The 13,154-nt window shown below is 30.4% G+C and carries 11 protein-coding genes; 1 reads left to right on the forward strand and 10 read right to left on the reverse strand.

Annotated elements, in window-relative coordinates:
• Nucleotides 1-12: 12 nt before the first annotated feature.
• The 9 genes from AANAER_RS13425 to AANAER_RS13465 form a co-directional block, all read right to left on the reverse strand.
• The gene (locus tag AANAER_RS13425; RefSeq protein WP_129082046.1) at nucleotides 13-1,266 is read right to left on the reverse strand and encodes an arsenic transporter; all 1,254 of its coding nucleotides are present in this window, start codon (nucleotides 1,264-1,266) and stop codon (nucleotides 13-15) included.
• Between the two features lie 68 nt (nucleotides 1,267-1,334).
• Complete coding sequence (locus AANAER_RS13430) at nucleotides 1,335-1,688, reverse strand: gamma-glutamylcyclotransferase family protein (protein WP_044417021.1); 354 nt, start codon at nucleotides 1,686-1,688, stop codon at nucleotides 1,335-1,337.
• The gene (locus AANAER_RS13435) at nucleotides 1,685-1,996 is read right to left on the reverse strand and encodes an ArsR/SmtB family transcription factor (protein ID WP_044417019.1); all 312 of its coding nucleotides are present in this window, start codon (nucleotides 1,994-1,996) and stop codon (nucleotides 1,685-1,687) included. Before AANAER_RS13435 ends, AANAER_RS13430 begins: the two co-directional genes overlap by 4 nt.
• 106 nt (nucleotides 1,997-2,102) lie before the next feature.
• Nucleotides 2,103-4,013: a transketolase gene (tkt, locus tag AANAER_RS13440; protein WP_044417017.1), complete on the reverse strand. Its 1,911-nt coding sequence runs from the start codon at nucleotides 4,011-4,013 to the stop codon at nucleotides 2,103-2,105.
• A gap of 122 nt (nucleotides 4,014-4,135) precedes the next feature.
• Nucleotides 4,136-4,888 (reverse strand): WG repeat-containing protein, encoded by a 753-nt coding sequence (locus AANAER_RS13445; protein WP_129082047.1) that lies wholly within the window; start codon nucleotides 4,886-4,888, stop codon nucleotides 4,136-4,138.
• 10 nt (nucleotides 4,889-4,898) lie between these two features.
• Nucleotides 4,899-6,188 (reverse strand): ankyrin repeat domain-containing protein, encoded by a 1,290-nt coding sequence (locus tag AANAER_RS13450; protein ID WP_129082048.1) that lies wholly within the window; start codon nucleotides 6,186-6,188, stop codon nucleotides 4,899-4,901.
• A gap of 18 nt (nucleotides 6,189-6,206) precedes the next feature.
• Nucleotides 6,207-7,550, reverse strand: a complete 1,344-nt coding sequence (locus tag AANAER_RS13455; RefSeq protein ID WP_129082049.1) for an HlyD family type I secretion periplasmic adaptor subunit — start codon at nucleotides 7,548-7,550, stop codon at nucleotides 6,207-6,209.
• A complete protein-coding gene (locus AANAER_RS13460; RefSeq protein ID WP_228711154.1) occupies nucleotides 7,547-9,709 on the reverse strand; it encodes a type I secretion system permease/ATPase in 2,163 nt (720 codons plus the stop codon). Before AANAER_RS13460 ends, AANAER_RS13455 begins: the two co-directional genes overlap by 4 nt.
• 14 nt (nucleotides 9,710-9,723) lie before the next feature.
• Complete coding sequence (locus AANAER_RS13465; RefSeq protein WP_129082050.1) at nucleotides 9,724-11,502, reverse strand: TolC family protein; 1,779 nt, start codon at nucleotides 11,500-11,502, stop codon at nucleotides 9,724-9,726.
• Between the two features lie 139 nt (nucleotides 11,503-11,641).
• Between AANAER_RS13465 and AANAER_RS13470 the strand changes: the two genes are divergently transcribed.
• Complete coding sequence (locus AANAER_RS13470) at nucleotides 11,642-12,340, forward strand: response regulator transcription factor (protein WP_129082051.1); 699 nt, start codon at nucleotides 11,642-11,644, stop codon at nucleotides 12,338-12,340.
• On the opposite strand, the gene AANAER_RS13475 is transcribed toward AANAER_RS13470, so the two are convergent.
• Nucleotides 12,337-13,137: a sensor histidine kinase gene (locus AANAER_RS13475; protein ID WP_129082052.1), complete on the reverse strand. Its 801-nt coding sequence runs from the start codon at nucleotides 13,135-13,137 to the stop codon at nucleotides 12,337-12,339. The two genes, AANAER_RS13470 and AANAER_RS13475, sit on opposite strands and share 4 nt — an antisense overlap.
• Nucleotides 13,138-13,154: the final 17 nt, after the last annotated feature.

Consider the following 13,154-nt stretch of genomic DNA (forward strand, 5'->3'; position numbering starts at 1 on the left):
TTTTTTAATTTTTTAAACTAATGACAGCAAGACTATAAATAGTACAGGTGGCGTTACCATAAGTCCAAATTTACTATATTGCCAAAAGCTGATTTTGACACCTTTTTTATTTAAAACGTGAAGCCAAAGAAGAGTTGCTAAACTTCCAAAAGGAGTCATTTTAGGTCCCAAATTACACCCTACTATATTTGCATAAGCCAAAGCTTCATTGGGTATATCTTTTAATGAAATATCCATTATCATGACTGTGGGCATATTATTCATAAGGGCACTTAAAAAAGCAGAAATAAACCCTGTTCCCAATACTGCTATAAGATTACTTTTTTGAGCCAACTCATTTAAAACAATACTTAGATAATCCGTAAGTCCAGCATTTTTTAATCCGTATACCACAATATAAAGACCGATACTAAACCATACAACCTGCCAAGGTGCTGTTTTAATTGTAAGCCAGAGCTTTGCACTTTTTGTATAACTTGCAATAATCAAAAAAATAATTGCTCCTCCAAGGGCAAATAAAGAGATTGGCAAATTAAAGATATCGCCTATAAAATATCCAAAGATAAGAAGAGCTAAAAAGAACCAAGAGAATTTAAAAAGTGCTCTGTTTTTTAAAACTTCATCTGCTTTTTTTAACAAAGAGACATCTACTTTTTTGGGAATATCTTTTCTTAAAAATATCCATAAAACAATAATTGAAACTACGGTACTAACAATATAAGGAACTATCATATTTGCCAAATATTGGGCAAAACCTATATTAAAATAGTTTGCCGTAACGATATTTGTTAAATTTGAAAAAACAAAAGGTAAAGAAGCACTGTCACTTATAAATCCACCTGCTAATAAAAATGCCAAAATTGTTTTTGTATTTAATTTTAATACTCTCATTTTTGCAAGCAAAATCGGTGTAAGAATCAAAGCCGCTCCGTCATTTGCAAAAAGTGCAGAGACTAAAGAACCTAAAAGAAGAGAATATATAAACATTTTATTTCCGCTTCCTTTAGAAACTCTTGCCATTTTTATAGCACACCACTCAAAAAAACCAATTTCATCTAATACCATTGAAAGAAGAATAATACCTATAAAAGCAAAAGTTGCATCCCAAACTATTGTTGTTACATCTATTACATCTTTAAAATTAACAACTCCAAATAATAAAGCAGCACTTGCACCTATAACGGCACTTGTTCCTATTTGCAGATTTTTTGGCTGCCATATAACAAAAATGAGTGTAACAATAAAAATTAAACTTGCTAAAAACATCTATTTCCTTTTATTTCAATACATCAAGATATATTGATATATTTTATAAAAAAAAGAGTAATCTTTGATTACTCTTCCAACATCTCTTCAACTTCAGGTTTTAAAGTATATACAAAAGTCTCTACTTCCAACTCATCGTATCTTTCTACTTTAATCGGTGTTCTTTCAAACTCTCTTCCTTCAAACTCATCTAAAAAATCCCAATGATTTATTAGATTACTTGAGTAAAAAAGAAAACCATGAACCGTATCCCCGTTTTCATCAAGTTTCATACCGGGATATCCCATACTGGCACTCCAGCCTGCATCAACTAATTTTCCCTTAACAGTAGCAGGAATAAACTTTCCTACAATATTTTCTAATACATAAGCATTTGGACAATTTGGCATTAGTGTCCCGTAAACAAATAGTGTTTCTCTCATTTTATTTCACAAACCTTTTTTAAATCCGGTAGAGTTACATCTAAAGTCATAATCTCTTTGATGCTTGCTTGTCTAAACTCATCAAGAGGAGTTCTAATAGAATAATAAGCCCATCTGCCTACTCTATCAACTCTTAAAAAGCCTGCCTCTTTTAATATCTTTAAATGTCTTGAAAGCCTTGATTGAATCATATCAAATGAGTTTTCCAAGTCACATACACAACATTTACCGTGAATATTTATAAATTTCAATATCTTTACTCTTGTTTCATCATTTAAAGAAGAGACTGTTTTTAAAAAAATATCCATGATAAACTCCTTAAAAAGTATTATAACAATTTTATATCAATATATCAAGATAAATTGATATATTTTTTTAAAAAAGAAAAAAAGGGGAAGACCTATCCCCTTCCTTCTATAACTCTTTTTTAATTTTTTCTACTAATATTTCAGGAGTAAATCCAAACTCGTTAAACAGTTCTGACGCAGGTCCTGAAGCTCCGAAAGTAACCATACCGTAAACTACGTCCGCAAACTTATAATACTCCAAGCCTCTTGCTGCCTCAACTGCAAAGACTTTTGTATTTGGATCTATAATCGTACTGATATACTCTTTATCTTGCTCCAAAAGAAGATCAAAACAAGGAACAGAAACAACATTTGCTTTAACTCCCTCTTCTTCTAACTTACAAGCAACTTGCAAACTTAAAAATACTTCACTACCGCTTGCCATTATCGTAACTGTAGCACCTTCTCTTTTTTTCAGCAAATAACCGCCGTTTTCAACATTTCCGTATGCTCTTTCGTTTTTCAATACTTGCAGACCTTGTCTTGAACAAACAAATGCCGTAGGTGATTTCATTTTTAAAGCAACTTTCCATGATTCAACATTTTCCGTAGCATCTGCCGGTCTAAATGTATAAAAATTCGGTAAAGCTCTAAATTGACTTAAGTGTTCTATAGGTTGGTGCGTAGGTCCGTCTTCTCCAACGCCGATTGAATCGTGAGTCCAAATAAAGTGTTGTGGAATACTTGCTAAAGCTGCAATTCTTGCACTTGGTTTTAAATAATCGGAAAATACAAAGAATGTTGCAGAAAATACCCTAAATAATCCATAAAGATTCATTGCATTTGTCATTGCTGCCATTGCATGTTCTTTAATTCCAAAGTGGATATTTCTTCCGTTTGGAAAATCACCCAGACCTTTTAATTCTGTTTTATTTGACGGAGCAAGATCGGCACTTCCACCTAAAAAGCCAGGGATTGCTTTTGCGATTGCATTTAAAATCTGATGGTTTGATGCTCTTGTCGCTACAGATGTACCTTCTTCAAATTCAGGATAAACAATAGAATCAAAATCCGGGTTTTGTAGTTTTTTGATTTTTTCTTTTGTTTCTTGGCTTAAAGACTCTTTCCAAGCATTTTCAGCTTCAACACCTTTGATTAATTTATCAAAAGCTCCTTTAATATCATAAGGAACTACAAATTTTTCATCAGGATTAAAACCGGCTTTAATTTTTGATTCTCTAATCTCTTCTTCGCCTAAAGGAGCTCCGTGAGTATGATGGCTTCCTTCCAATGTTGAAGCACCTTTACCTATTGAAGTAGTTGCTATGATAATTACAGGTTTATCACAAGATTTTGCAGTAACTATTGCTTTATCAATTTGATCAAAATTATGACCGTCTATTTCTAAAACTTCAAAATTGGCTGCTTGAAATCTTTTTTTAACATTTTCACTCCAAGAAATAGAAGTATCACCTTCAATAGTAATAGAGTTTGAATCATAAATTAATATTAGATTATCCAAACCTAAGTGCCCTGCCGTTGCACATGCTTCATATGAGATCCCTTCTTGTAAATCTCCATCTCCGCAAAGACAATATACTTTATGAGTGATTACATCTTTTCCTAAAAGGTTTTGTGCATATTTTGCTGCCATTGCAAAACCTACGGCATTTGCAATACCTTGACCTAAAGGTCCCGTTGTTATCTCTACACCGTGAGTATGACCGTATTCAGGGTGTCCGGGTGTTTTTGAGTTAAATTGTCTAAATTCTCTCATATCAGGCAGACTTACGTCAAATCCCCAAAGATGAAGTAATGAATATACTAAAGCCGAAGCATGCCCGCCGCTAAATACCAATCTATCTCTGTTTAACCATTTATCATTTGCGGGATTTAAATTTAAATGAGAGCTTAATACTGTTGCTATATCCGCCATTCCCATTGGTGCACCAGGATGTCCGGAGTTTGCTTTTTGAACCATATCAGCAGCTAAAAATCTTATTGTATCAGCTTGCTTTTGAAGTAGTTGTTTTGACATAATAATCCTATGTTTTGTGATTTGTAATTCTATAAATTTTTGCGATTATAGCTAAAAAGTGTTAAATAGTTTTTGAAGTGTTTAATTATACTAAAATAAATAAACACTTCATATAAATTAGGTTAAAAATCAAGTCCTTGATTAAATGTTTTCCCGACAATCTCTTTACCGTCTAAATCAATATAGGTATAAAGACCGTCTGTTTTTTGAACTTTTGCCAGACCGTTTGAGTAATCTTTTTCAAATTTATATTGGGGAGATACGACTACGTTACACTCATTATCCATAAATCCCCATAAGTTATCTTTTTTGATTCTCATTCTATCTTCGCTTGATAAAAAAATCATATCATAGTCCAAAGATGACACTTCTTCCATATTTTTATTTAAACATCCATATTTAGATTTACTATCTTTTGTATAGTTTTTAACAATAATTGTTCCGTTTAAAGGTGTTCTCACATCATCATAAATCGGTTTTAGCACAACCTCAAAATTTTCATTTATAAGTCCATATTTTTTATCGACTTCAATTTTTGCAAAACCGTTTATAAACTGACCGATTGAGTCATAAACAACTTTTAATTTTAGATTGCCCTCTTCATCAATAATTCCATATTTATTATCGATATTTTTTACAACTGCATATTTTTCACCTGATAAATGCAGCCAATGAAAGTTTAAATAATGAGGATATTTATACTCATTGTTTTCAACAGTCTTAAACTTTGATACTCTTTTATATGTAGGTTTTACTAAAACTTTACCCTCACTGTTTAATATCCCCTCTTTATCTCCCACAGACACAACAGTACTGTTTGTACCGCACCCACTTAATAATGCTATAAAAGCAGCTCCTGCTAAATACTTTTTCATGAAGGATCCTTTATTTTTTATTTATCTTAAACTCAACTCTTCTAGATAAAACTTTATCTTCTATGCCGTTTTCGTCATAAATCAAATTATCATATGACATCCCTTTAAAAGAGTAAACTTTATCTAACCAATCTTTACTGTTTTCAACTATTTTTTTATCAATATTAAAGGTGTAACTATATACTTCACTTGCTCTTTTTTCAGAAAGAATTTTATTTAATTTATATCTCTCTTCATCACTTCTTGCACTTCCGTATTCAGAAGAAGTATGCCCTTCAACTCTTATTTGCGCAATTTGATTTTTATATTTTTCAAGAACTTTCAAATATCTCGGGAAAAAATCATCCAAAATAGTTTTAAATTTTCTATTTATTTCACTGCTTCCTACTTTATATAAAACATTTGGATCTTTGAATCTGAAAATCAAACCGTTCTTATCTAGCTGCGCATTCCAAGGTTTAAAATCTTCGGCAAACTCACTTTCTAAAGCCTCATAAAGCCCTTTGATATACTCATTTTTTACCTCTTTTTTTATTTGTAACTCTTTTAAAGATGCTGTTGCAATAGCTCTATCTATACTATTTGTTCCTACTGCCGTTACTAAATAGTCTGACTCATCTTTTATATTGTTTAATGTTGCACAATATTCACTGCCTTCTATCTGTGCGTTAAAAGGACCTACAGGTTTCATTGAATCAATAGAATCTTTTGATAAGGTTATATCTATATTTGTTGCTACTCCAGTAGGAATTTCTCCGCAGATTTTTTTTGAGCCTTCATCATAACTTTTAAGATTGATTGTCAAATTCTCACACATCTTTGTAATATCATCACTTTGTAGCATCATTGCAATATACAAATCTCTGTTTTTTGAAGCATTATGTAAAGGAGTCATTTTAAATCTATCTTTTACACTCTTTTCTGCCTTATTACAAATTAAAAATCTCGACATTGCATTTGTACCGTTTCTTGTTGAGTCTAAAAGAGGTGTATCACCGTAAATATCCACACTATTTACGCCGGCATTATGTTCAAGCAGTTTTTTTGCAATATCTAATTGATTTAATCTCACGGCCAGATGCATCGGTGTATATCCGTATTTATCTCTTGCATTTACATCAGTTCCTTTTGAGATAAGCTCATCTGCCAGTGCTTTATCCTTTGCTCTAATAGCATCATGAAGAGGTAACTCATTTAAAATATCGCTTCCATTGTTAGTTATCTCTGTTTTTTGACTACACCCTATAAATGTAAATAACGTAATAATTGTAATAAATATAACATTTTTAAATTTTTTCACTTTTAATCCTTAATATGATTATCGTTCGTGTAACGAATTTTGTTTTATCTTAAGTATTGGTTTAAGAATAAAATCCATAATTGATTTTTCTCCCGTAACAATATCCACACTTGCTACCATACCGGGAATAATAGGCAGTTTTTCACCATCTTTTTCCAAATAGTTTTGTTTAGTTTTTACTACGACTTTATAATAACTTTTCCCATCTTTGCTATCTTTATCAATTATACTATCTGCCGAAATTTCAACAATCTGTCCTTCTAATCCGCCGTAAATAGAAAAATCATAAGCAGTAATTTTCACTATTGCTTTTTGTTTAGGATTAATAAAAGCAATATCCCTTGGATCGATTTTTGCCTCAACCAATAAAATTTCACTGTCAGGCACAATATCTATTAGTTCTTGTCCCGGTTGAACAACTCCTCCTATTGTATTTACATATATCTCTTTTATAATACCGTCAACAGGCGATTTCATTACTGTTTTTTGTACTTTATCGCTATCTGAAACTTTTCTGGCTTCTGCTTTATTTAACTCAACTAAAATTTTTTGATACTCTTTTGAAGCCTCTGTCCTAAAAGATCTAATTTTTTCAGATACCTTATTTTCTGCCTCACTTATAGCAAATCTAGATCTAGGAATCGATAATTCGGCAGACTTTAAATCCCCTTTTAATTCTTGATACTCTTTTTCTATATTTATTAAATCTACTTTTGATTTTGCACCTGATTGAACTAGATTTTTAATAGTTTTTCTTTGTAATTGAACTAATTTTAAATTTCTTTCTAATTGTGATTTTTGGGCTTTTATCTCTTCTAATTCTTGTTTTTTTTGATTTAATTGTGCTTTTAAAACTTGAACCGAACTTTTTAATTCTTGAACCCTGTTTTTAAAAAGGGTTGTCTCCGAAGCTATATAATCTCCTGCTATTTTTTTAACATCATCATTATATTTAAGTTCCGGAATAGGTTTGTCAACATCAATATTAGATTCAATTTTCAGCCGTTCTAACATTGCCATCCATTGACTGATTCCTTCTTGATTTTCTTCTAATGTTGCTTGAAATCTTGTTGTATCAATTTTGACCAAAGGCTGCCCTATTTTCACATGCTCACCGTTTTTTACCAAAATTTCTTCAATTTCTCCACCGTCATAAGATTGTATCGTTTGTATTTTATTTGTAGGAATAACTTTCCCTTGACCTCTTGTAAGTTCATCTATTTTTGCAAAATTTGCCCAAATAATTACAAATAGAAAAAATCCCACTATTGTAAAAAAGATTAAATCTATTTTAAATTTTGGTTTTTCATGGGCTTGTCCGTATAAAGAATGAACAAAATTTACATCATTTTCTTTTGTCATCTTATATTCCCGCCTTTTGCAAAAATTTCTTCTTTTTTCCCGTCGGCAATTACTTGACCGTTTTCTAAAACAATTACTCTGTCAACTAAAGATAAAATTGAGACTTTATGAGTAATAAGAATTAATGTTTTATCTTTTATTATTCTAGACATCTTATCAATAAATACTTTTTCCGTTTGTCTATCCATTGAATTAGTCGGTTCATCCAAAATCATTATATTTGGATTAGAGACTAAAGCTCTGGCTAATGCAACAGATTGAATCTCCCCACCGCTTAAACCTTCACCTCTTTCACCTACTATTAAATCATATCCCGATTCATGTTTTGATAAAAAATCATGAACTCCTGCAATCATTGAAGCCCTTAAAACTTCTTCATCCGTCGCAAAAGGTTCCCCTATGGTAATATTATCTTTAATACTACCCATAAAAAGAAAAGGTTCTTGAGGAACAACCCCTATTGCACGTCTTAAATCCACCGGGTCAATCTGTCTTACATCTGTTTGATCCACAAGCACGGAACCGCTTGTAGGGACATAAAGGTTTTGTAATAGTTTAATCAAAGTAGATTTTCCTGAGCCGATTTTTCCTAATATTGCAACTTTTTCACCCTCTTTTATCTTTAAATTAATTCCTTTTAAAGCATTAAAATTTTGTGTTTTATAAGAAAAAACAACATCTTTAAACTCTATATCACCTTTTAAATCAGGTCTGCTTAAATAAGTTTTATTCTCCCTTTCTACTTGCATATTCATAACTTCATCTATATTTCTAAGAGAAAGCATTGTTCTGTCAAATCTTATAATCATTCCTACAACATGTGAAATTGGGGCAATTACTCGTCCGTTTAGAATCATAGAAGCAATTATTCCACCCATTGTCATTTCACCTTCACTTGCCAAATATACTCCGCCTATTACTATAGCTATATTTGAAAACTGAGAAATAAAAGTGGTAAAATATGTGGCAATTTGAGATAGAAATTGAGATTTTTCATTATGATACACTGTTTGATTAATCGATTTATCCCAATGTGTTTTCATACGATTTTGACCTCGTACACTCTTTATAATATCTAAACCTGCAACCGTTTCATTTAAAGTTGTATGCTTTATTTGATCCTCTTTTGTTGAAGCTTCAACGGTTTTTTTAATAGGTTTTTTTATAAACCATGAAAAAATCAGAGTAATAAAAATAGAAGCAATACTAATCCAACCAAGAGCTCCTCCGATGTAAAAAATTATTGCTACAAAAATAAAAATAAAAGGAATATCCACTAAAGTTGTAATAGTGGCTGTAGCAAAAAAATCTCTTATTGATTCAAATGATTGTAAACGGTTTACAAACATTCCCGTTGAAGCAGGTCTCTCCTCAAGCCTTAAATTAAGTAATTGATCAAAAATTTTATTACTCATTACAACATCGGCACGTTTACTGGCTTTTCCAAGATAATAAGACCTAATAAGTTTTAATGCCAAATCAAAAAGCATAACAAAAAGTATACCTATAGCCAAAGCCCATAAGGTATCAATTGCATTATTAGGCAAAACTCTGTCATAAACATTCATTGTAAAAAGAGGAGTTGCTATTACGAACATATTAATAAAAATTGAAGCTAAGGCTGTTTTTAAGTATATATCTTTATTTCTTTTTATTGCATCCCAAAACCATTTTTGGGGTTTTGGAATAATAATACTGTTAGTAACTCTATTTTCAAAATTATATTCAGGTTTTATGATTATGGCTTTACCCACATATTGGTCTTCAAGCTCATCAATTTTCATATTTACCTGCCCTTCACTAAGTCCGGGAACCATAACGATTGCTTCATTTTTTTCTAAGTCATAATCAAGCAGTACCATAGATCTACTCTTATCGGTAATTAAAACTACGGGAAGAGCTAATTTTGAAATATCTTTTATCTTTTCTCTTGAAACAAATTTAGAGATTAGACCGATTTTTTTTGAAGATAAAATAAAAGTGTCTACATCCATTATGCTATTATGTAAAGCCATACCGTAAATCAAAGACTCTTTTGAAGTTGCCCTTTGATAAAACTTTGCTAGGAAAAGCAGACTCTCTAAAAGAGTATCTACTTTTCGTCTTTCTTGAAGAACCTCTACTTTTTCATCAAATTGATCAATCTCTGTATTGGACAAATAATTTCCTTATTTTAATTAATAGTTTTATTTTTTTCTATTAGCTTTCTATGTTTATCTAAATAATCAACATAAACATTTGATTTTATTCCTTTAGCACTTAAAGCTACCATCGCATTATTAGCATCTTTTAAGTTATTATAACTTCCATATAATAACTTTGTATCAGAACCAACATTATAGCTATATAAAGATTTATCGTCTTTTAAATTATATTTTTGTCTAAAACTATTAATATCCTCTTCTTTAGTATCTAAAGTAGCGACATTTATCGTATATTTTCCTTTAGGCAAGATATCTTTTTGGGCTTTTTTATCTGCAAGACTCTCTTTTGGAGGATTATTAATTAAATTATTTATCTCCAAATCTAAATTTGATTCTATTCCCAACTCTTTTAACACATCTTCATCTAAAGGCATATCTTTGTCATTCATATTCGTATCGGGTTTTTTCATCGGATTAACGTACTCTTTATGAACATATGCTTTACACGTTTGATCTTTTGATTTTAAAAGAGCTTCACTTAGAATTCCCATTTTTTCTAATAAATCAAAATATTTTGCATATACGTCCATCTCTTGACTTAAAGTATCAACTTGAGAATTATACAAATCCGATTCAGCATCCAAAATATCAATAAAAGTTCTAGTTCCGTCTTGAAGTTGTTTTAAATATACATCTCTTATATTTCTATTATCTACTACATATCTTCTTAAATTTGCCAATCTTTGTTTTGAGATTGTGTAAGCATTATAAGATGTAGTAATTTCCTCTTTTACTTCATTTACGACATTATCTAAAACTTTTTGCTGCTCTTTTAAGAAGAGTTTTTCTCTTTGAGTTGCGTGATAAGTTTTCCCTCCTTCAAAAATATTCCAATCTAAAAGAAGTCTTGCTCTATGAATATCTTGACTTCCATTCTCTTCATACTCCAAATCATCGTCCCATACGGACTGCCATTGAAACCGTAAGGTAGGTAAATATCTAGATTCTGCTTGTGCTATATTTTCCCTTTGTTCTTTTACTTTTTCAATCTGTTCTAGGATTTTAAAGTTTTTTATATTTGCCACTTCAACCGTTTTTTCCAATGTATTAGGGATCAAAGTTTGATTAATCTCAGGTCTACAAACCTTTCCGTCAGTCGGAGTTTGAGTAAATTTTATATATTTGTTTAGAGCTTCATCTTCTAATTGTTTTTGCTCTAAATATCTATCTGTTATATAATGTTTTTTAGAATTTACTTCATAACTTTCAAGTATCTCTCCACTAATTGACTCTTTCTCTTTTGCAATTACAAGATAATCATCATGTAATTTTAAATTATTCTCCGAAAGATTCATAAGTTCTTCATACATAACTAAATCCATATAACTGTCAATAGCACCTCTGATTATCTCTTCGACTCTTTGGGTACTTCTATACTTATTCCCGTAATATTGATACCTTGCTCCTGCAACTTCACTTGGAGTTCTTCCTCCGTCATAAAGTATCTGCTCTAAGGTTAAAGTGGCATTATATCCATCTTTATCCTGAGTGCTTGGATCATCAGGATAATTATCATCTCTATCAGACCTTGTTTTAGAATCTTCTAGATATCCTGAAAAATCAATTGTCGGATAATAATCACCCTTTTCTTCATCCACATATTTTTTATAGGCATCTTTATTGAACTTCTCTGATAAGATATCAGGGTTTGCTCCTATTGTTTGCTCTACAACATCTTTTACGCTTGTAGCATATAATGTAGAAGTTAAAATAGAAGATACGGCTATACTTATAATATACTTGTTCATAATAACCCTTCTTTTAAGAATATTTATAGATTTTACTTAAAAATTTATAAAAGTTACTTCAAAAAAAGTAGATTCTTTATTATTTTCTTATTTTTATTTAAATAAAATTATATTTATTAACAAAAAGGTATAATTTTATATGACTTCAACATTTTTTTTGAACTTTTTAAAATCGCTGAATATTTTATATATTGAAGATGAAGAAAAAATTCGTAAAAACGTATCAAATACATTAAATCTTATCTCAAATAAAGTTTTTGATCTGCCAAACTGTATTGAGGCACTCAATCTTTTTTCAAAAGAGCATATTGATATAATATTGAGTGATATAAGTATGCCTGAGATGAACGGTATTGAATTTGTAAAAAAAGTTCGTCAAAATAATAAAAGAATACCTATAATCTTGCTTACTGCCCACACTGATACTCCGTTTTTACTTGAAGCAACAAAATTGAAATTAGTAGATTATCTCGTTAAACCTTTGGATTTTAATCAGTTAAAAGAGGCTTTGATAAAAGCTTCTCAAGAAATTTATGAAAATGGAGATTATTGTATATATTTTCCTAACAATACTTGTTACAATATCACCGAAAAGAAACTTTATAAAGATTCAAAAGAGCAAAATATAACAACTAAAGAGATATCTCTGCTTGAACTGTTGTATAAAAATAAGACCCGTGTTGTTCCCACAACAGAGATAAAAAACAGCATTTGGGAAGATAGTTTTGAAGCAACTGATTCTGCACTAAAAGCTGTTTTAAGTAAACTAAGGAAAAAAATAGGGAAAGACTCTATTCGAAATGTTTCAGGAATAGGTTATCAGTTGCAAGATACTTAAAAACTTTTAGGAATAACAATAATAAATTTTGCTCCTTTTGAACTATTTTTTACCAACAATCTTCCATCCATATTATTTTCAACAATTAATTTTGACATAAAAAGTCCTACACCGGTACCGTTTGCCTTATCTTTTGTATAAAAAGGCTCAAAAACTTTATCTATAGGTTCTATTTTTATTCCACCGGCATTATCCTCTATTTCAACTATACTTTTACCCTCTTTTTCTCCTATTTTAAGAGTAATTTTTGGATCTTTTATCTTTCTATTTACAAGCTCATCTTTTGCATTTGATAAAATATTTATAAGAACTTGAGAATACTCATTTTTAAACCCTATAATTGAAGAATTTTTTATAACTATAATTTCAAGTTTTATATTATGTTGCTTTAAAGATGAATTTATCATATTGATTGCAGAACTGATTTGTTCGGTAATTTTAAATTGTACTCTTTTTTTATCTTTTGCAAAAAAGTTCCTAAAATCATCTATAGTTTGAGACATATATTGAATAATATCATTTGATTTTTCTATTGATTCTATTATCTCTTCATTTGTAACTTTTCCTAGAAGCTCAATTTTTGCTTGAAGTTCCATAGTCACAGAAGAGAGTTCCATCAAAGGCTGTCTCCACTGGTGGGCTATATTTCCAAGCATTTCTCCTAAAGATGCCATTTTACTTTGTTTAAAAAGTACTTTGTCATTTTTATGATTTTTCTCAATTTCTTGGGAAATTTCTCTTTTTAACTTTTTAATCTCTTCTTTTAAACGGTAATTCTCTTTTTCTAAATTTTCCAAATATTTACGCCTTTAAA

The organism is Halarcobacter anaerophilus (assembly GCF_006459125.1).
In the GTDB taxonomy this organism is placed as follows: domain Bacteria; phylum Campylobacterota; class Campylobacteria; order Campylobacterales; family Arcobacteraceae; genus Halarcobacter; species Halarcobacter anaerophilus.

Excerpts from the sequence above, each read along its gene's own strand:
- AANAER_RS13430 (WP_044417021.1), bottom strand. The coding sequence starts at position 1,688 with ATGAGAGAAACACTATTTGTTTACGGGACACTAATGCCAAATTGTCCA.
- AANAER_RS13425 (WP_129082046.1), bottom strand. The coding sequence starts at position 1,266 with ATGTTTTTAGCAAGTTTAATTTTTATTGTTACACTCATTTTTGTTATA.
- AANAER_RS13435 (WP_044417019.1), bottom strand. The coding sequence starts at position 1,996 with ATGGATATTTTTTTAAAAACAGTCTCTTCTTTAAATGATGAAACAAGA.
- AANAER_RS13465 (WP_129082050.1), bottom strand. The coding sequence starts at position 11,502 with ATGAACAAGTATATTATAAGTATAGCCGTATCTTCTATTTTAACTTCT.
- tkt (WP_044417017.1), bottom strand. The coding sequence starts at position 4,013 with ATGTCAAAACAACTACTTCAAAAGCAAGCTGATACAATAAGATTTTTA.
- AANAER_RS13445 (WP_129082047.1), bottom strand. The coding sequence starts at position 4,888 with ATGAAAAAGTATTTAGCAGGAGCTGCTTTTATAGCATTATTAAGTGGG.
- AANAER_RS13455 (WP_129082049.1), bottom strand. The coding sequence starts at position 7,550 with ATGACAAAAGAAAATGATGTAAATTTTGTTCATTCTTTATACGGACAA.
- AANAER_RS13470 (WP_129082051.1), top strand. The coding sequence starts at position 11,642 with ATGACTTCAACATTTTTTTTGAACTTTTTAAAATCGCTGAATATTTTA.